The organism is Gilliamella sp. ESL0443, assembly GCF_019469165.1.
In the GTDB taxonomy this organism is placed as follows: Bacteria; Pseudomonadota; Gammaproteobacteria; order Enterobacterales; family Orbaceae; genus Gilliamella; species Gilliamella apicola_E.
Map to the genome: position 1 here is coordinate 1,075,343 of NZ_CP048263.1, position 20,195 is coordinate 1,095,537.

General features: G+C 33.7%; 22 protein-coding genes and 1 other annotated feature. Of the genes, 12 read left to right on the plus strand and 10 right to left on the minus strand.

What is annotated here, in order from left to right:
* Nucleotides 1-249: 249 nt before the first annotated feature.
* From hxlB to GYM76_RS04945, 4 genes are all read right to left on the minus strand, one after another.
* A complete protein-coding gene (gene hxlB / locus GYM76_RS04930) occupies nt 250-786 on the minus strand; it encodes a 6-phospho-3-hexuloisomerase (protein ID WP_220226098.1) in 537 nt (178 codons plus the stop codon).
* 10 nt (nt 787-796) lie between these two features.
* Nucleotides 797-1,447, minus strand: coding sequence for a ribulose-phosphate 3-epimerase (locus GYM76_RS04935; RefSeq protein WP_220226099.1), 651 nt, complete (start codon nt 1,445-1,447; stop codon nt 797-799).
* Nucleotides 1,448-1,461: 14 nt separating this feature from the next.
* A complete protein-coding gene (locus tag GYM76_RS04940; protein ID WP_220226100.1) occupies nt 1,462-1,956 on the minus strand; it encodes a YjbQ family protein in 495 nt (164 codons plus the stop codon).
* A 505-nt stretch (nt 1,957-2,461) separates the two neighbouring features.
* The gene (locus GYM76_RS04945; protein WP_220226101.1) at nt 2,462-3,064 is read right to left on the minus strand and encodes a riboflavin synthase subunit alpha; all 603 of its coding nucleotides are present in this window, start codon (nt 3,062-3,064) and stop codon (nt 2,462-2,464) included.
* A gap of 177 nt (nt 3,065-3,241) precedes the next feature.
* Here GYM76_RS04945 and crcB point away from each other — a divergent pair, with 177 nt between their 5' ends.
* Together crcB and GYM76_RS04955 are read left to right on the plus strand one after the other, a co-directional pair.
* A complete protein-coding gene (crcB, locus tag GYM76_RS04950) occupies nt 3,242-3,619 on the plus strand; it encodes a fluoride efflux transporter CrcB (RefSeq protein ID WP_220226102.1) in 378 nt (125 codons plus the stop codon).
* A gap of 106 nt (nt 3,620-3,725) precedes the next feature.
* Complete coding sequence (locus GYM76_RS04955; RefSeq protein ID WP_220226103.1) at nt 3,726-4,124, plus strand: cell division inhibitor SulA; 399 nt, start codon at nt 3,726-3,728, stop codon at nt 4,122-4,124.
* Nucleotides 4,125-4,238: 114 nt separating this feature from the next.
* Here GYM76_RS04955 and GYM76_RS04960 read toward each other — a convergent pair whose 3' ends face one another.
* A complete protein-coding gene (locus tag GYM76_RS04960; RefSeq protein WP_220226104.1) occupies nt 4,239-4,862 on the minus strand; it encodes a TetR/AcrR family transcriptional regulator in 624 nt (207 codons plus the stop codon).
* A 415-nt stretch (nt 4,863-5,277) separates the two neighbouring features.
* Between GYM76_RS04960 and GYM76_RS04965 the strand changes: the two genes are divergently transcribed.
* Complete coding sequence (locus tag GYM76_RS04965; protein ID WP_065734870.1) at nt 5,278-5,694, plus strand: DoxX family protein; 417 nt, start codon at nt 5,278-5,280, stop codon at nt 5,692-5,694.
* A 365-nt stretch (nt 5,695-6,059) separates the two neighbouring features.
* Here the strand turns inward: GYM76_RS04965 and GYM76_RS04970 are convergent, their stop codons facing one another.
* Nucleotides 6,060-7,214: a hypothetical protein gene (locus GYM76_RS04970; protein WP_220226105.1), complete on the minus strand. Its 1,155-nt coding sequence runs from the start codon at nt 7,212-7,214 to the stop codon at nt 6,060-6,062.
* Nucleotides 7,215-7,355: 141 nt separating this feature from the next.
* Nucleotides 7,356-7,907: a cysteine hydrolase family protein gene (locus GYM76_RS04975; protein ID WP_220226106.1), complete on the minus strand. Its 552-nt coding sequence runs from the start codon at nt 7,905-7,907 to the stop codon at nt 7,356-7,358.
* 106 nt (nt 7,908-8,013) lie between these two features.
* On the opposite strand from GYM76_RS04975, the gene GYM76_RS04980 reads away from it, so the two are divergent.
* From GYM76_RS04980 to hisIE, 9 genes are all read left to right on the plus strand, one after another.
* Nucleotides 8,014-8,406 (plus strand): Lrp/AsnC family transcriptional regulator, encoded by a 393-nt coding sequence (locus GYM76_RS04980; protein ID WP_220226107.1) that lies wholly within the window; start codon nt 8,014-8,016, stop codon nt 8,404-8,406.
* Nucleotides 8,407-8,597: 191 nt separating this feature from the next.
* Nucleotides 8,598-8,723, plus strand: a sequence feature (His leader region).
* A 32-nt stretch (nt 8,724-8,755) separates the two neighbouring features.
* Nucleotides 8,756-9,655 (plus strand): ATP phosphoribosyltransferase, encoded by a 900-nt coding sequence (hisG, locus tag GYM76_RS04985; protein ID WP_065563470.1) that lies wholly within the window; start codon nt 8,756-8,758, stop codon nt 9,653-9,655.
* A gap of 4 nt (nt 9,656-9,659) precedes the next feature.
* On the plus strand, nt 9,660-10,958 hold the full coding sequence (gene hisD / locus GYM76_RS04990; protein WP_220226108.1) for a histidinol dehydrogenase: 1,299 nt from the start codon (nt 9,660-9,662) through the stop codon (nt 10,956-10,958).
* A gap of 12 nt (nt 10,959-10,970) precedes the next feature.
* A complete protein-coding gene (gene hisC, locus GYM76_RS04995; protein WP_220226109.1) occupies nt 10,971-12,029 on the plus strand; it encodes a histidinol-phosphate transaminase in 1,059 nt (352 codons plus the stop codon).
* An 8-nt stretch (nt 12,030-12,037) separates the two neighbouring features.
* Nucleotides 12,038-13,105, plus strand: coding sequence for a bifunctional histidinol-phosphatase/imidazoleglycerol-phosphate dehydratase HisB (hisB, locus tag GYM76_RS05000; protein ID WP_220226110.1), 1,068 nt, complete (start codon nt 12,038-12,040; stop codon nt 13,103-13,105).
* Entirely contained in the window at nt 13,106-13,693 is a 588-nt protein-coding gene (gene hisH / locus GYM76_RS05005; RefSeq protein ID WP_065563474.1) for an imidazole glycerol phosphate synthase subunit HisH, read from the plus strand. It begins immediately after the preceding gene.
* Between the two features lie 17 nt (nt 13,694-13,710).
* A complete protein-coding gene (hisA, locus tag GYM76_RS05010; RefSeq protein WP_370632616.1) occupies nt 13,711-14,448 on the plus strand; it encodes a 1-(5-phosphoribosyl)-5-[(5-phosphoribosylamino)methylideneamino]imidazole-4-carboxamide isomerase in 738 nt (245 codons plus the stop codon).
* Entirely contained in the window at nt 14,430-15,206 is a 777-nt protein-coding gene (hisF, locus tag GYM76_RS05015) for an imidazole glycerol phosphate synthase subunit HisF (RefSeq protein ID WP_065734876.1), read from the plus strand. The genes hisA and hisF overlap by 19 nt, the downstream gene beginning before the upstream one ends.
* Complete coding sequence (gene hisIE, locus GYM76_RS05020) at nt 15,200-15,826, plus strand: bifunctional phosphoribosyl-AMP cyclohydrolase/phosphoribosyl-ATP diphosphatase HisIE (RefSeq protein ID WP_220226112.1); 627 nt, start codon at nt 15,200-15,202, stop codon at nt 15,824-15,826. The genes hisF and hisIE overlap by 7 nt, the downstream gene beginning before the upstream one ends.
* A gap of 75 nt (nt 15,827-15,901) precedes the next feature.
* Here the strand turns inward: hisIE and cysB are convergent, their stop codons facing one another.
* The 3 genes from cysB to matP form a co-directional block, all read right to left on the minus strand.
* Complete coding sequence (gene cysB, locus GYM76_RS05025; RefSeq protein ID WP_220226113.1) at nt 15,902-16,873, minus strand: HTH-type transcriptional regulator CysB; 972 nt, start codon at nt 16,871-16,873, stop codon at nt 15,902-15,904.
* A 165-nt stretch (nt 16,874-17,038) separates the two neighbouring features.
* Nucleotides 17,039-19,639, minus strand: a complete 2,601-nt coding sequence (gene topA / locus GYM76_RS05030; RefSeq protein ID WP_065563478.1) for a type I DNA topoisomerase — start codon at nt 19,637-19,639, stop codon at nt 17,039-17,041.
* 29 nt (nt 19,640-19,668) lie between these two features.
* Complete coding sequence (matP, locus tag GYM76_RS05035; RefSeq protein ID WP_065563479.1) at nt 19,669-20,133, minus strand: macrodomain Ter protein MatP; 465 nt, start codon at nt 20,131-20,133, stop codon at nt 19,669-19,671.
* Between the last annotated feature and the right edge of the window lie 62 nt (nt 20,134-20,195).

A 20,195-nucleotide genomic window follows, 5' to 3' on the forward strand; every position in this document is an offset into this window, starting at 1 on the left:
AAATCGCTGTTAATTGAATAAATAAATTAATGGCGGTTTAACTTTTTAAGAGCTATTTGCATTCTCATCCCCTCAAAAACCCCGCTCCTCAACTTTTTTTGAATCAAAAAACCCCGTTCCTCAAAATTTTATAAAAATATTAAATGCTATAATGTTAACTATCCCATATAGTGTAGATGCAATGGACTTGCCTCCAAAAGCATCCATCACTAATTTAGGTTTGAGACTTGGAGTTTTTAAGATTCAATGCTATTCAATATTGGCATGTCGATTTTTCATTGATTCTGGCGTTTGATTTAAATCGTCCATTAGACTATAAATGATGCTGTCATAAGTCAGCAGAGATAGTTGTTCAAAGGTACTGCCCATAGGTTGATTTAATTGAACAACATTGATTGGAATTGCAACAATGTTATCAGCTAGTTTTGCTAAACTTGAGTTGTTGTTGGTGGTAAATAGGATTATTTTAACACCGATTGCTTTTGCTTGATTAGCATAAGCAATAAGACTTTTAGTTTCCCCAGAATTAGATCCTAAAATCAATAAATCGCCAACATTTGCTTTAGGTTTGCTGATTTCAGTTATTAAACTCACATTTAAACCTAAATGCATTAATCGATTAGCAAAGGCACTAATCATTAATCCTGAACGGCCGGTTCCAGCTAAAAAAATATGTTTTGCGGAAATAATAGCATTTTTAAATTCCTGAAGTTGATCTTCATTTAAATTGACTTCCTGCGCCGATATTTCTGTCAATATATTGCTAAGAACATTTTTGATTTTCACTATTTTATTCCTATTTTATTGCCATTTTTAATTTTTCTATATTGCTTTCTATAGCATTATTTTTAAAGATGAATCCACCCGATACAATGCTATTTGCCCCAGCGGCAATGCATGGTGATATAGTTTGGTCAGTAATATTGCCATCAACTTGGATGTCGTAATGATAATTACCTTTTTGCTTTTCACGGGTTAATTGTTCAATTTTTTTTAAGGTAAAAGGTAAAAAGTTTTCTTTTTTTTGACCCGGATTAACAGTCATAACTAATACTAAATCGATAAAAGGTAATAATAATTTTAGGTTTTCAACCGGTGTGCTTGGATTTATAGCTATTCCAGCTTTGATATTGTTACTTTTTATTTTGTTGATAATGAATGAGTGATGGGCCGTTGCTTCGTAATGAAAGGTGATGATATCAGCTTTAGCATCAATAAAATCTGCTATGGCTAACTCAGGCTTCTCAACCATAAGATGACAATCTAAAATAAAATCAGTATGTGTTTTTAAATTTTTGACAAAGCTTGCATTAAAACCGAGATTTGGTACATAGTGATTATCCATCACGTCAATATGTAATTGACGAATACCCAATAATTTAAATTTTTCCAAGTTTTCTTTAATCTGATAAAGATCAGAATTAAATAGTGATGGGGACAGTATCATAATATTCCCTCTTATTAACAGCCCATTAACATAAAATTGACATTGCGTATTCGTTCACGTAACGCATCCCAGTCAACAAAATAGATTTTTCCTAATTGCCCTAATAGTGGCAAACCATCTTTAATAATCAACACCAATGAGAAATGACCAAAAAGTGATGATTTGATATGAGCATCAGTATTTAACATAACCCATTTTTCTGCTGGATAATTGGGATCACTAAGTCCTAAACCAAATTCAACATGCTTTGGACCAGGGCTGTTGTACTGATTTTCACTAGTCATGCGCGGTACAATTTTTTCTAAGGTATTGTTGATATCGACATGAAGAAACTCATCACCAAAAAAATTAGTGTCATGCATACACTCTTCAAAAAATAGTGAGCAAGTTGTATGTGTGGTAGCTATGGTTAACTGACCATTTTGGATATTGGATTGCTTAACAAATTGATTTAATTCTTCAGTAATATCATGGTAAAGTAGTTTAAGTAATTTGATCTGTCTTTCCATTACTCAACTCCTTTTTCTGTATGTAATACCTTCATGATGATTTAAAGTATAGTTAGATAAATAAATAAGACGATTACATTTTTTTCCAGATTAATCTGGAATCCAATGTGATAATAAACAATGTTGAAAAGTCTGAGTGCCTAAATAGCAATCTTAAAGTGGGGTATTTTTCTTAATCTAGATGATTATAAAGGTCTTAATAATGAGGTAATACATTTAGTCATTTGACATGAAATTACTATTTTATACTTCTTTTTAATGAATAAATTAAGAATGATGATTATTTGGATGATTCATTTCAGATAGTAAAGCATACCTTTAATATTTTCATCTTATTAAATAGCTGAGTTTATTTTATATAAAGAGATAAATGTTTGTAATAACTTATGTTATAAGTTAATTCAATAATAATGGTTTGATGCTTTTAATAGTTTGCTTTTATTTCAATAAAAAGTATATTATTTTGCAATAAACCATTATCAAATAATCTTTTGTGCTCAATCATTTATTTTGCTAATACGCGTTCAACCGTATCGACAATAGCTTGAGTTTGTGAATCAATTTCGATATTAACACTATCCCCTACTTTTTTGGTATCCAGAGTAGTAATCGATAAGGTTTCTGGGATCAGGTGAATGTTAAAATGGTTATCTTTAACCTCACCAACGGTTAAACTTGCGCCGTCTATACCAATAAAGCCTTTATATAGCACATATTTCATAAATTTTTCAGGCATAGCTAAGGTCATTTGACAGTTGGTAGCTGTTTTTTGGATATCGATAATGGTTGCAGTACAAGAGACATGTCCAGACATTACATGCCCGCCAATTTCATCACCATATTTAGCACTTCGTTCAATATTAACAAAGTCATTTTGCTTCTTATTGCCGAGAGTAGTTAAAGCAAGGGTTTCTTGCATAATGTCAAAGGTTACGCAATCATTTTCAATTCCGGTTACAGTTAAGCAACAGCCATCATTTGCTATTGATGCTCCGATTTCAATATTATTTGTTAAGTTGTGTGGAAGTTTGACTTTATAGGTTCTTAATTTGTCTCGATCTGTGATACAAATAATCTGACCAACACCTTGTACAATTCCTGTAAACATTATCATAACCTTTATATTTAATCATTTAGCTAAATATTTTAGCGCAAACCAGTAAAAAATAATAACGATTGAAATCGAATATTTAATAAATGAATGATTTTATCTTCAAAAAGATATCCAATTGGATGCTCTACTGATATGATCGGATTTAATTTATGGTTTAAAGGTTGCCCATTTATGTTGAAACTTATTTTAGCTATTTCAATCGGTTCAGTTTTCGGAGGATTGCTTCGCTGGTTCTTATCGTTAAAATTAAATGTCATTGTTTTTGCTATTCCTTTAGGTACATTATTTTCTAATTTGATCGCTGGTTATATTATTGGTTTTGCAATTGCTTTTTTTAATCATGCAAATCTTTCTTCTGAGTGGCGATTGCTGATAATTACAGGTTTTTGTGGTGGGTTATCTACTTTTTCAACGTTTTCGGCTGAAATTGTTAACTTTCTTCAAGAAGGTCGTATTGGTTGGGGATTAGCGACCATTGCAGTTCATGTTACTGGCTCAGTTTTAATGACATTTTTAGGCTTTTTTACCTATCAATTTTTTCGTTCATGAAGGTATATTAATCCAAAACAATATAAAAAATGATCACAAATAGTATTTACAACCTAAAATTACTGTATTAATATACACTGTATATGTAAACAGTATTGAGGTTTTTATGCTTATTGAACATTCTTCACCACAACTTATGGCTATCAATTTTGAAACACCCTTTCAACAGGTGTTACAACAACAGCGACCTTTATTACGTTCATTTAATAAAGAGAAAAAATGGCAATTATGGCTATCAGATCGTCCGATGCTAAAACGATCATGGGTAAATACTGCTGGGCTTGATAAAGGAAAAGTTGTTCATCTAGCTAATTTGAATAATGAAAATTTAGTATCTACTATTGAGAAAGCATTACAAAGTAAAACCTGTAGTTATGTAGTTGCATGTGTTAATGATCTTAATGAGCAAGATAAACTGCGTTTACAACAAGCCGTTTTAACTAGCAATACCTGTTTGTTTTTAGTTCACGATGAACAAAACCAACAACCAATTCAATACCATTAAAAAAATATCTGTTTCTAAAATTTATAGTTATAAAAGAAAGACACTGTCTAATATGGCAGTGTTTTTAATGATTTTTCGTTTTAAAAACTTAGAAAGGAATAGGAAAAAAACACGTTAAGTGTTAGCATCATTTTTCGCTTGATTAATGATAGCGTTAGCTATCCATTGAGAAAGCGATATAATATATGAATCATCTAAATTCCAAACATCTTTTAAAACCGTTATTTGCGAACCACAGATGATTGATATGGTATAAATGACTTTATTATATTGCTCTTCACTAAGCTGTGATTGTAACGGTTGTAATAATTTCGAAATTACCTCTTTACGATTTTCCCGTACTCGTTTTGTTGTATTAGGTGCTAATTTAGAACGCTCATTCGCCCATTGTTGCAAAGATAATCGCATCGTCGCTCTTATAGCACCTTCATGTTTTATCATTTCAGTATAAGCAAACGATATGAATTCATTAACTCTTTGGTTTATATTTTGTTCGTCTGTATGCCATTGTAAAATAGGATCAAGTGAACGATTAACTACAGCCGATATCAGATCATTTTGTGTTGGAAAATAGCGATAAGCAGTCGATCTTGAGATTCCTGATTTATCAGCTAACTCAGTAATCGTAGGTTCAATTCCATTTTCTAATGAGTCCAAAGCAATCTCTAATAGTCGCTCATAATTCTTTTTTTTAAGACTTGTAAAGTTGTTCAAAGAACTAGTTTCAGATTTGTTCATAACAGTGTTTTTTGACTTATATTAATTTTACGCCATTTATTTCATTTTAAATAATAAATTATTAATTGTGAAATATTTTAAAAAAATGAGACTAAAGTCTCATTTTTGATATATAATGTTACCCAATAAAATTTGAATGTTTAGAAACATAATTTAGGCAAACAAATTTAAATACCAATTCTATTCGACACCAACAATAAGTAAGTAATACCGGTGCGACATTAGTCGCACCGCTATTTTATCGCAATTAATAGTACTAATTCATATTGATAAGAAGAACTTTAATTTTTTTAATGTTCCTTTACTATTGATTGTTAACTGTGAGACAATCTCACATGCAGTATCCTATGTTTCAAATAAGTAATAGATATATAAGATTTTTATTATTTTGTTAACTTAATATAGGAAACACACAATGAAAGAATATCAAACTGATGTAGCTGCTTTCGTATTACGAATTGCTTTAGGTATGATGTTTTTAGCCCATGGTTTTACTAAATTACTTGTTCTAACACCAGAAGGTACCGCAGAGTATTTTCACACTCTTGGTTTTCCTGGGTTCTTTTCTTATATTGTAATCGTTTTTGAAATTGGTGGCGGTGCATTGTTGCTATTAGGTATTCTAACTCGCGCTGTTGCATTGATAGCCTTTTTTCAATTAGCAATAATAACTATTGTGCATTGGGCTAATGGTTGGTCATTTACTAATCCAGGTGGTGGTTGGGAATATCCAGCATTTATGTCTTTAACTGCTTTTAGTCTTTCATTGCTTGGAACCGGCAGATTTAGTGTTCTATCTGGTAAAAAATATCCACAAATTATCGAGTCATAATATGTTAAATTTCTAGGAAAGGTAAAATGATTACCTTTCCTCTAATTTTGATTTATCCCTTAAATAAATAGTTCAATCTAGTTTTAATAATGGCTTATTTTTCCTATCGATATTGTTTATTACTCTTCCCTATCTTAACATTCAAATAATTATATTTTATTTAAACCAGTTATGTTTATATGATCTATTTTATTAAACATATTACGTTACAATTTTTTGATTGTTTATTTATTGATAATAAGAAAACTATAATATGTATATTCTGGGTAAATTTATCTAAGCATTGAAAGCTTTATCTGAAATCAATCCTTAAAATATAAACTAACATCAATCGGCAAGTAATTTGAAACTATTTAACTAAAGTCTCAATCCACCATATCTTGCTTGTTACTTAGACTCTCAATAAAATCTTCAACTACTAAAGCGGCTTTTTGAGCACCTTCTAAATATTTATCAATGAACTCTTGGTTGTAAATGGGTTCCTCTCCATAATTGGCTTTATTATCATGATTAATAAATTCATAGTGAAGTGATACTTTAAAATCCCCTTTATATTCGTAAATATAATGACATCCTAAATCTTTATCAATTGAACATTTAATTACTAATGGTTCAGATTGAATAGGTAACCAATTTGGTTGGGGAACAATTAGAATATTTTCATTTGTAAATTTATATAATTCTATATTATTGTCAAATTGATTACTCTCTATAAATTTATTATAACAATAATCACAGTTTTCTTTACTTTTTGCATACTCTAAGTTTTCTTGAAATATTTTAAATGAACTGTCATCAGAGCTATTCTTATTAGTTCTAAAAAAATCAATATCTAAATTGTTAAATTGTAAATTTTCATTTTTTATATTATTGCAATAGGCAGTTAATGCTTTGGATGTTGGATGAAGGCAAATATCACTCGAGTCAATTCTAATATCACTAATTTTATCAATTTTATGAGCTACATCATTAGAAAACTTCTCGCAAAATTTTCTTTCTGAAACATTAGCACTATTATATCCTTCAATAACCCAAAATGGTGAATATTTAGAATTAGGATAAATACGTAAGATTGTATCTTTTGACAGTTCAACTAAACGGCCATTTTTTTTACACTCGCTACTTGGTCTATTTTCTAAATACTTAGTCACGCCAGGTACTATGATTAAATAAGTCGGCCAAAAGAAAGTACAAAATAATGGTAATAATATATAACTGAATAGAGAAGCCAATTTATGTCTTGAACCAAAATATTTTTTCGTTTCTGATTGGCAAAAACGAATGATAAGCGGAAAAACAATAGCTGAAAGAAAAAATACAAAAAACTCTAAATTAGCATTGATTGAAATATAAACAGTTAAAGCCAAAATTATAGTTGCTAGAATTGCTCTAATAATTCGATTCATTCTTACAAAGATAGTTATGAATGAAAAAACATAAAAGAAATAAAAGATTGGCAACAAGAATAATAATATAATAACCTCTCTTGCTACATGATGCACATCAATGGATTGAAACATGTAAAACACCTATAAAATACTAATTAATATTAAATTATTTTTAATTAGCCAGTATTATCACAGATAAATATTAATGTCAAAAATAAGAATATTTACTTCAATTATTAAAGTTTAAAATAGTGTTTTATTTATTTCACTTCATTAAATTTTTTGTATAAATGATTCACATTTCTTTACTGTTGCAAATCGCATTAATGCAGACATAAAACTATCATGAACTATTTGTGAAGCAATTATATTGCCATTAAAGTTAAGATCACGAGTAGTACAAGCATCATGAATCAAAATTGGTTGATAATTTAGTTCAAACGCACAGCGAGTGGTGGAATCAACACACATGTGACTCATCATTCCACAAATCACTAATTGTGATATACCTAATTGCTCTAACGTCTGTTGTAAATGAGTTTGGTAAAAGCTATTTGGATATGCTTTTTGAACAATAAATTCATTATGCTCTTCAAGAGGAAGTAATTTAGAATGTAACTGACTTCCGTAGCTATTTTTTACAAAAAAAGCGGCATTAACATCTTGATTAACGTGCTGTATATAAATAATCGGTAATTGCTTTTGGCGGAAATAATGTTGTAACTTTAAAGTATATTGTAACGTTTGTTCAGTATTATTTAACGGATATTTTCCCTGAGGGAAATAATCATTTTGTACATCAATAATCATTAATGCTTGCCTCATTTTGCTCTCCTTTATAATGTTTTATGTTATTATTCTGCAGGTATTAACTTTTAAATAACATAGTAAGTTGAAGGAATTAACAGCAGTTCGCTTTCAAAATGAAAATATGGATAAAAAAGATCGCGCTATATTAAATGAGTTAAAAGAGAATAGTCGTCAACCTTGGCGAGAGATTGGAGAGAAGGTATTCTTGTCAAGCCAAGCAGTTGGTCAACGTGTGCAAGAGTTATTAAATAATCATATTATCGAAAAATTCACCATTAAAGAACAAAAATCTCAATTACAATTTATTACTATTTATATGAATTCAAATCAATTTGAATCATTTGAAAAGTTAGTAAAATCTTTTGATGAGGTTTCCGAATTTTACAAAATTACTGGTGATGGTTGTTATATGATGGTCTGCCACTTTGAAAATAATAGTCTAGAGAACTTCTTAAATAAAATTGCTGATTATAGTCGTTACAAGGTCAGCCATAAGTTAAAACAAATCTTATAATTAATCGTAAAAATAAATGATTAAATATTTATATTTGATAAGTCATTATTGTTAATAATAATCGCTTGCTTACAATTTATTTTAATAAATTAACAAAAAGCTATTGCTCATTAATCGTTTCTGTTATATTTTGTACAACAGTTAAATTTAAAGGTTTTATTTTTTATGAATTGTTTTTGTATGACTAAACACCATCATCACCATCATTCCTGAATAGTCTTCGGGCGATTGGTGCTGGAAGACAAATGGTCTTCCGGTGATTTCGCAAAAGCAAATAGAGAACCCTCGGAAGATCAAACTTCCGAGGGTTTTTTGTTTGTGGTTAATAATTTTATTTAGGGAGAATAACATGTTGGATAATTCACGTTTACGTATAGCAATGCAAAAATCAGGACGTTTAAGTGATGAGTCAAAAAAATTACTAGCTCAGTGTGGTATCAAAATTAATCTACAAGAGCAACGTCTAATTGCTTTCGCTGAAAATATGCCAATTGATATTTTACGCGTTCGTGATGACGATATACCAGGCCTTGTGATTGATGGCGTAGTTGATATTGGTATTGTGGGCGAAAATGTTTTAGAAGAAGAAGTTCTAGATAGGCAAGCTGAAGGTTATAATCCACAATATAAAAAATTACGTAGACTTGATTTTGGAGGATGTCGTTTATCTATTGCCGCCCCTCGTGACTTTAACTATACAGGTCCTGAGTGCTTAAATAATTTGCGTGTAGCAACAACTTATCCTCACCTACTCCGCCGTTATCTCTCTCAATATAATGTAAGTTTTAAAACTTGTTTGCTTAATGGTTCTGTTGAAGTGGCTCCTCGAGCTGGTTTAGCTGATGTAATTTGTGATTTGGTATCAAGTGGTGCAACTCTTGAGGCCAATGGTTTACAAGAAATAGAAGTCATTTATAAATCTAAAGCATGCTTAATTCAACGTGAAGGTGAAATGTCCTGCACTAAACAAGCCTTAATCGATAAAGTGATGACTCGAATTCAAGGTGTAATTCAAGCTCGTGAATCTAAATATATTATGCTTCACGCTCCAACAGCAGTTTTAGATCAAGTTGTTTCGCTATTACCTGGTGCAGAAAATCCAACTATTTTACCATTAACTGGTGAACAAAATCGGGTAGCATTACACATGGTTAGTACTGAGTCATTATTCTGGGAAACCATGGAAAAACTAAAAGCATTAGGTGCTAGTTCAATCCTTGTATTACCAATTGAAAAAATGATGGAGTAATCAAATGAAGCTTTCTTATTGGCAAAATTGTTCTAAAGAACAGCAAGCAGAATTATTAACTCGCCCGGCAATTGCTGCCTCAGATTCTATTAGCCAAGTGGTTAAAGATATTTTGACACAGGTTAAACAAAATGGTGACCTAGCCCTCAACGCATTGAGTAATAAATATGATAAAACTCAAACCAATCAAATTAAATTAACGGAAGATGAGATAAAAACAGCAACTAGTCGTGTCAAATCGGATTTAAAACAGGCAATGCAATTGGCTGTAAGCAATATTGAAAAATTTCATCAGGCACAAGTAAGACAGACCATAACAGTTGAAACTATGCCAGGTATTCAATGCCAATCAGTGACCAGACCTATTGATTCAGTTGGTCTTTATATACCTGGTGGTTCTGCTCCTTTATTATCGACTGTTTTAATGTTGGCTATTCCAGCCAAAATTGCTGGTTGTCGTAAAGTGATTTTATGCTCACCTCCCCCAATTGCTGATGAAATTTTATATGCTGCCGATCTTTGTGGTGTAACAGAAATCTATCAACTAGGTGGCGCACAAGCGATTGCTGCAATGGCATTAGGTACCGAATCAGTTCCCAAAGTCGATAAAATATTTGGCCCGGGTAATGCTTATGTTACTGAAGCCAAACGTCAAGTAAGTCAACGTCTTGATGGCGCAGCTATTGATATGCCAGCAGGCCCTTCTGAAGTATTGGTCATCGCCGATAGTTCTGCTAATCCATCTTTTATAGCTGCTGATTTACTTTCTCAAGCTGAACATGGACCGGATTCACAAGTGGTACTACTTACTCCTGATGAGAAGATTGCACAGGAAGTTTCGATTGAGGTTGATAAACAACTTATGCAACTATCGCGCCAAGATATTGCTGAAAAAGCGTTGAAAGAAAGCCGACTTATAGTAACCAACGATTTAGAAGAATGTGTAGATATCAGCAATCGTTATGGGCCTGAGCATTTAATTATTCAAACTAAAAATGCCGATCAACTGGTTGATAAAATTAATAGTGCCGGTTCAATATTTATCGGTGATTGGTCACCAGAATCGGCTGGCGATTATGCATCAGGTACAAATCATGTATTACCTACTTATGGTTATACCTCAACTTATTCAAGCCTCGGGTTACCAGATTTTCAAAAACGGATGACTGTACAAAAATTAACGCCTGATGGATTGAAAGCGATAGGTACAGCAGTTGAGCTAATGGCACAAGCTGAGCAACTGACTGCACACAAAAATGCGGTAACGATTCGCTTAGCTAAACTTAATGCTGATAATAAATAATAGGTGGATAAAATGGATATTAATCAATTAGTCAGAAAAAACGTACAAAAGTTGACACCTTATCAATCAGCCAGACGTATTGGTGGTAAAGGTGACGTGTGGTTAAATGCCAATGAATACCCTGTTGCCCCCAATTATCAGTTAACAGAACAAACATTAAACCGTTATCCAGAAGCACAGCCTGAACATGTTATAAATGGTTATGCGCAGTATGCAGGAGTTCGACCTAATCAAGTGATAGTTAGCCGCGGTGCTGACGAAGCGATAGAACTGTTAATGCGTGCTTTTTGTGAGCCTGATACAGATACAATACTTTACTGTCCACCAACTTATGGTATGTATCAAGTCAGTGCTGAAACTTTAGGAATAAAAACTAAAACTGTACCGACCAAATCAGATTGGCAACTTGATCTTGAAGGAATTAAGCAAAATATTGATAGTGTTAAATTAATCTATGTTTGTTCACCAAATAATCCGACTGGTAATTTAATCAATCAAGATGATATTAAAACATTACTTAATATAGCCGAAGATCGAGCGCTAGTTGTGATTGATGAGGCTTATATTGAGTTTTCGCCTAATTCAACGGTAGTCAGTTGGCTTAAAGACTTTCCTCACTTAGTGATTTTACGCACCTTATCAAAAGCTTTTGCACTTGCCGGTTTACGTTGTGGATTTACTTTAGCTAATAAGCCTGTAATCGACGCGTTACAAAAAGTAATCGCTCCATATCCATTAGCTACACCTGTAGCTGACATTGCCACTCAGGCATTGAGTAAAGATGGTATTAATACGATGAGATTGCATGTCATCAATCTGAATAATCAAAAAGAAAAGCTGGCTAAGCAACTTTCAGCACTGCCTATAGTCGAAAAAGTTTATCCGAGTGAATCAAATTATTTATGTGTTAAATTTCAGAGTAATAAGGATGTATTTCATAAACTTTGGAATGAAGGCATTATATTGCGTGACCAAAGTAAATCAATTGGTCAAGATGGTTTTGTTCGAATTTCGATTGGTACTCAAGCTGAATGTGAAGCAGTAATAACAGCACTTAAAGCCATATTATAGGAGCAAGTATGTTACAAAAATATTTATTTATCGATCGTGACGGAACATTAATTGTTGAACCTCCTATCGATTTTCAAGTTGATAGTTTTGAAAAACTTGAATTTGAACCCAATGTGATACCCGCATTACTTAAATTACAAGTTGCTGGTTATAAATTAGTTATGGTGACCAATCAAGATGGTTTAGGCACCAGCAGCTATCCACAAGCCAAATTTGATGGCCCTCATAACTTAATGATGCAAATATTTGAATCACAAGGCGTCAGATTTGAAGAAGTTTTAATTTGTCCACATTTTCCTGAGGACAATTGTGAGTGCCGTAAACCTAAACTAAAACTGGTTCTTCCTTATTTAATGAATGGCAACTTAGACAAACAAAATAGCTATGTAATTGGTGACAGGGTCACTGATATCCAGCTTGCAGAAAATATGCAAATAAAAGGGTTACGTTATGATCCAGTAAATCTTAATTGGAACGAAATAGCTCAACGTTTAACCACAGCAGATCGTTATGCAAAAGTCGAAAGAAACACCAAAGAGACTAAGATTTTAGTTGAGGTTTGGTTAGATAGGCAAGGTGGTAGCCAAATTAATACAGGTATTGGTTTTTTTGACCATATGCTCGATCAAATTGCTATTCATGGTGGCATTAAACTCAATATCCAAGTTGAAGGTGATCTTCATGTTGATGATCATCACACCATTGAAGATACAGGCCTTGCTTTAGGTGAAGCGCTAAAACAAGCTCTTGGAGATAAACGTGGAATCACGCGCTATGCATCAGTTATTCCAATGGATGAATGTTTAGCAAAATGTGCAATAGATATTTCTGGTCGCCCTTACCTTGTATTTTCGGCACAATTTAGTGATCCTAAAGTTGGAGATATGAGTACACAAATGGTAGAACATTTCTTCTACTCTTTAACTTATGCTATGGGGATCACCTTACATATTGAAACATCAGGAAATAATGATCATCATAGAATCGAGAGCTTATTTAAAGCGTTTGCTCGAACACTTAAACAAGCAATTAAAATTGAAAGTGATAGATTACCTAGTTCGAAAGGAGTGCTATAGATGAAAATTGTCATTCTCGATACAGGCTGTGCAAATCTTTCATCAGTAAAATACGCAATACAACGACTAGGCTATAATCCAATTATTAGTCTTGAACCTGATATTGTGCTTGAGTCGGATAAACTCTTTTTACCGGGTGTAGGTTCCGCATCTGCAGCAATGAAAAAGCTAAAAGAACGGAATTTAATCGAGCTGATAAAAGTTTGCACCCAACCTGTATTAGGCATCTGCCTTGGTATGCAACTTTTGGCCGATTATAGTAATGAAGGGCATGTCCATACGTTAGGTATCATTCACGAAAAAGTATCTGAAATTCCTGATTGTGGACTACCACTACCGCATATGGGGTGGAATCAAGTTAACCCTAAAGCTGGCCACCATTTATTCCGAGATATTCCTAATGGTGCTTATTTTTACTTTGTACATGGATACGCCTTACCATTATGCTCATCAACTATCGCAGAAACCAATTACGGCGAAAGCTTTACAGCTGCCGTACAAAAAGACAACTTTTACGGTGTGCAATTTCATCCAGAGCGTTCTGGCTCAGCCGGTGCAAAATTACTAAAGAACTTTTTGGAGATGTAAAAATGGCAGTTTACCCTATTATTATTCCTGCTCTTGATTTAATTGATGGCACTGTGGTTCGATTACATCAGGGTGATTATGAACAAAAACGTGATTACGGTAATGATCCTTTAGCTCGATTACAAGACTATCAGAGGCAAGGAGCTAAATTACTACATTTAGTTGATTTAACAGGTGCTAAAGATCCAAAAGCTCGACAAATCGCATTAATTAAAACACTGATTAATGGTGTCCAAGTTCCAGTACAAGTTGGAGGAGGAATTCGCAGTGAAGATGATGTTAAAGCGCTTCTCTCTGCTGGTGCAACACGAGTTGTTATCGGTTCAACTGCAATTAAAGATCCCAAATTAGTAAAAAAATGGTTTGAAAATTATGGACCTGAATCTTTGGTATTAGCATTGGATGTTCGTATTGACAAATATGGCAATAAAAATGTCGCTATTCATGGCTGGCAAGAAGATTCTAAGCAAACTTTAGAACAAGTAATTGAGGATTACTTACCTTATGGCTTAAAACATGTCCTTTGTACTGACATTTCAAAAGATGGTACATTAACTGGTTCTAACATAAGCTTGTATCAAGAAATTAGCAAAAAATACCCAACTATTGATTTTCAAGCTTCTGGTGGAATCGGACAGTTGAACGATGTAAAGGACTTAAAAGACAGTGGTGTTGCTGGTGTCATTGTGGGTCGGGCATTACTAGAAGGTAAATTTACAGTTCAGGAGGCAATTTCATGTTGGCAAAAAGGATAATACCTTGCTTGGATGTTCGTAATGGTCAAGTTGTTAAAGGTGTGCAATTCCGTAATCACGAAATCATAGGTGATATTGTACCATTAGCTAAACGCTATGCGGAAGAAGGTGCAGATGAACTGGTTTTCTATGATATCACTGCTTCATCTGATGGGCGTGTGGTTGATAAAAGTTGGGTGGCTAAAGTTGCTCAAGTTATTGACATACCCTTTTGTGTTGCTGGTGGTATAAAAACGGTTGAAGATGCTGGGCAGATTTTAACTTATGGGGCAGATAAAATTTCAATCAACTCCCCTGCTTTAGCTAACCCAAACTTGATTACTCAATTAGCTGATTGCTTTGGTGTGCAATGTATCGTGGTAGGGATTGATACTTGGTATGATAAAGATTCAGATAGTTATCACGTTTATCAATTTACCGGTGATGAAAAGCGAACTGTAGCCACCAAATGGAATACAATTGATTGGGTTCAAGAGGTCCAAAAGCGAGGTGCCGGTGAAATTGTATTGAATATGATGAACCAAGATGGTGTTCGTAATGGTTATGATCTTAAGCAACTTAAAACGATTAGAGAAGTTTGCCAAGTACCACTGATTGCTTCTGGCGGTGCGGGTACTATGGAGCATTTTTTACAAGCTTTTAAAGAAACTAATGTTGATGGTGCTTTAGCGGCTTCAGTCTTTCATAAACAAATTATTAATATTGGCGAACTTAAACAATATTTAGCTCAACATGGAGTAGAAATACGATTATGTTAACTCAACATTCCCAAATACAGATAGATACAAAATCACTTGATTGGCAAAAAGTCGATAATTTAATGCCAGTTATTATTCAGCATTATATTTCTGGTGAAGTGCTCATGCTGGGTTATATGAATCAGGAAGCTTTAGCTCAAACCCTAAATAGCGGAAAAGTAACGTTTTATTCTCGAACTAAACAACGTTTATGGATCAAAGGCGAAACCTCAGGCAACTTTTTAAACGTGGTTAATATCTCAACCGATTGTGATAACGATACGCTGTTAATTTTAGTCAATCCGATTGGACCAACTTGTCATACTGGAACAAACAGCTGCTTTAAGAATTCTAAAACTGAATGGGGCTTTCTATACGATTTAGAACAATTACTTGGCTCTCGTAAGCAAGCTGATCCTAACACCTCTTATACTGCAAAACTCTATCATGATGGTACTAAGCGTATTGCTCAGAAAGTCGGAGAAGAAGGTGTAGAAACCGCCCTTGCTGCCACTGTACGAGATAAAGAAGAATTGAAAAATGAATCGGCAGATTTGATTTACCATCTATTAGTCTTACTACAGGATCAAAATCTATCACTCCAAGATGTGATTGGCATTTTAAAAGCTAGACATAAATAATATTAAAAAGAAACCAAGCGAGGCACAATCTTTGAGCTTGGTTTCTTAAAATACATTTCAAAATGACCTATCGGTTTATCTAACAGGTAATTTAACTCCATTAAACATAGCTTGCACTGCTACATTGTTTTCACAAAGACTAATTTTATCTATAGTTTGTCTATTTAAATGTGGAGAAAATTGACTAATAAAATCATACATATAATTACGCAAGAACAGAGATCGTGCGAAGACGATATAAGTTGTACTGTAAGGGAATATATGGCCGGCATTTAGCACCACAAATTCACAATCTGAACTTTCATCAACCGCCATTTTAGCCACAATGCCAACACCAACACCTAATTTGACATAGGTTTTAATCAAATCAGCATCAGTAGTGCTAAATACAATATTTGGGACTTGATTAGCTTTAATAAATGCCTGATTAAGATCGGAACCATCATTAGAAAAATCATAACTAACTAATGGATATTTAGATAGCTCATCAATTGTAACTAAACTGCTTTTAGCTAAAGGGTGATCTTTCATGACAATGACAGCTTGGTTCCAATGATAACAAGGTAATGCAATCATATCATCACTAAGATCTGATAAATCGGTCACGATAGCAAAATCAGCTTGTCCAGTTTGTACTTGCATCAGGCATTGAGGAGATGACCCTTGTTCCATATGAAGAGTGATACTCGGGTACTGTTGCATAAATTGTTGGATAACAAGAGGTAAAGTATAACGAGCTTGAGTATAAGTGGTTGTTATCCTTAATGAGCCTTGATTTGGTTGACTAAACTCTTTAGCTAAAATTTTAATATCTTGTGCTTTATTTAAAATTTCACGGGCTAAAGCTATAATCTGCTCACCAACTGGTGTAACTTCTGAAAGATGTTTACCTACACGGGTAAAGATTTGTACATTTAGCTCATCTTCCAATAATTTAATCTGCTTACTTATTCCAGGTTGAGAGGTATAAAGTTTTTCAGAGGTAAGCGATACATTGAGATCATTATTAACAACCTCAACAATATAACGCAGCTGTTGCAACTTCATGACAAAGGCTCCTTTAACTATATACCTTTCCCTTTTCTCAAAAAAAACTTGAGGAAAGGGGTTTATTAAGGTAATTCCCTTCACACCTTATCACATAAACGGCTTTTTATATTAAACAGCTACTGAACCTGAGCTATTCTTTATAAAATGATTAAGTGTTATTACCTATTTTTTACTATTAACCCATTTACCATGAACATATTGCATGACCCAACCAGTAGATTTGCCGTTAACTTCAGAAGTAACATACTGTTCTTTATTCTTTCGGCTATAACGAACAATACTTGGATTACCATTTGGATCATGGCTTGGTGCTTCAGTTAAATAAATAAATTTTTCTGGTAAACGATATTTAAAGCGTTGTAACTCTTCAACTAATGGTGCACGAGTTTCCCGTGATTTTGGGAAATTATGCGCTGCTAAAAATATACCTGATGCACCATCTCTAAGGACAAAATGTGCATCTGATTTAGTACATTGTAATTCAGGCAAATCAACTGGATCTTCTTTAGGAGGAGCCACATCACCATTTTTCAAGATTTTACGTGTATTTTTACAATCTTGATTAGTACAGCCCATATAGAGTCCAAAACGACCTGATTTAAGGTGCATTTCTGATCCACATTTTTCACATTCGATAATGGGCCCATCATAACTTTTTACTTTAAATGTACCCTTTTCAACCAAAGAACCATCACAAATAGGATTATTACCACAAATATGCAGCTTACGCTCATTATCAAGCAGATAGCTATCCATAGCGGTATGACATTTAGGGCAACGTTTAAGTGCTCTTAAAGCGTTGGTTTCAGCTGTTTCAGCTTCTTCCAAAATGTTTAAGGTTTCATGTTCTGGAATTAAGTTAATTGTCTGCTTACAACGCTCTTTTGGCGGTAATGCATAACCAGAACAAGCTAAAAACACGCCGGTTCCTGCAGTTTTAATCCCCATTTCACGACCACAATTAGGACATTTAATTTCTGGTGTTAAAACTAAAGGATTTAATTGCATTCCACCATGATCTGGATCTTGTTCAGCGATTTCAAGATGCTGGCTAAAATCTTCAAAAAATTGATCTAAAACTTCGCGCCATTCTTGTTTTTTATTAGCGATCTCATCAAGTGCATGTTCCATACGAGCGGTAAAATCATAACTCATAAGATCATTAAAATTTTCACTTAATCTATCGGTAACAATTTCACCAATTTTTTCTGCGTAAAAACGACGATTATCTAATCGTACATATCCACGATCTTGAATAGTTGAAATGATCGTTGCATAAGTAGAAGGACGACCAATTTCTCGTTTTTCCAACTCTTTTACTAAAGAAGCTTCATTGTAACGAGCGGGTGGTTTAGTAAAGTGTTGATCTGGATTTAAGCTAAGTAACTCTAAAATATCTTTGACAGATACAGCAGGTAACATTTTATCTTCATTGTTTTTACTCAACTGAGATTGTACTTTTGTCCAACCATCAAAACGTAAAGTACGACCTTTTGCTTTTAAAGTAAAATCCCCAGCTTTAACAGTAACAGTAATTGAGTTATATTCAGCTGATGTCATTTGACAAGCAACAAATTGACGCCAAATTAATTGATACAACTTAACAGCATCAACTTCAACATCACTCAAACTTGTAGCTTGTATATTAACATCTGAAGGACGAATAGCTTCGTGTGCTTCTTGTGAGTTTTTCTTACTGGTATAAACATTCGGTGATTTTGGTAGATATTTATCACCATAATTTTCACCGATATAATCTCGGACCATCGTTAATGCATCTTGACTCAAATTTGTAGAGTCGGTACGCATATAAGTAATATAACCTGCCTCGTATAAACGCTGTGCTAACATCATTGTCTTTTTCACCCCGAAGCCAAGGCGAGTACTTGCAGCTTGTTGTAAAGTCGACGTAATAAATGGCGCAGTTGGATTACTTTTAGTTGGCTTTTCTTCAATATTAGTTACTTGATATTGTTTATTATTTAGCTCTGCTAAAGCAATATCAATAGCAACTCGATCTTTCGGTTCAAACGCATCATCTTTATAATGCGTAACTTGCATCGTTAGTTTTTCTTGATTAGCTGTTTTTAAGTCAGCATAGAGCTCCCAATACTCTTCAGGAATAAAGGCATGGATTTCACGTTCACGTTCAACAACTAATCGTACCGCAACGGATTGGACTCGACCAGCTGACAAACCTCTTGCTACTTTTTTCCAAAGTAATGGCGACACCATAAAACCAACTACGCGGTCCATAAATCGGCGTGCCTGCTGAGCATTAACACGATCCATATCAAGCATAGCAGGATGCTTAAACGCATTTTGAATCGCAGTTTTAGTGATTTCATTAAATACAACACGTCGATATTTATCATCATCACCACCAATAACATCTTTTAGATGCCACGCGATGGCTTCCCCTTCTCTATCCAAGTCGGTTGCGAGATAAATCATATCAGCATCTTTGGCTAACTTTTTAAGCTCATCAACTACCCGCTCTTTACCGGGTAAAATTTCATAATGAGCCTTCCAACCATTATAAGGATCGACACTCATACGATCGACTAAGATCTGCTTTTCAGATCGTTTTACTTTCTTCTCGGCTTTATCTTTACTGGTTTTTTCATTGCGGTGGCTACTACCACTAACTGGAAGATCTCGAATATGCCCTACGCTTGATTTAACCACGAAATCTTTGCCAAGATATTTATTAATTGTTTTTGCTTTTGCTGGTGATTCCACAATAACAAGGGATTTTCCCATAATTAAACCTATTTATCCTGTAGTTTAAGTTATTTACTGTCTAAATTAACATCAAGTAATGACAGTAAATCATCTTTAATTGTCGACACTTTACTTGCATACTGCTCTTTTTGCTCTGCATCTTCAATTAATTGTGTAATTGTTTGTGACAACGTACATCCCCGGCGTTTAGCTAAATTAGCTAATCTTTGCCAGACTAGAAATTCTAAATCAATAGACTTTTTACGTGTATTTTGCTGCTCGGCATTAAAATGTCGTTTTCGTCGCGCCCGAATGGTTTGCTTCATGCGGTTATCTAAATCGGGATTTAAATGCTGCTTAATCCAATCAACGACGGCTGTCGGTTTATGTTCTAATAACAATAGTTCATTTACGGCTTGTTGAGCTGCACTCTTTTCAACATAACGAGTGATAGGCTCCCCTTCTAAATGTCTTTTTACTAAATAGTGCCACTTCCAACCGCATTCAAGGTTTTCTAATTGTTGATATTTCATAAGCTCACCTTGTGACGCTGTAACTAAATATGTTAGTTGTAGCATAATCTTGACACACAATA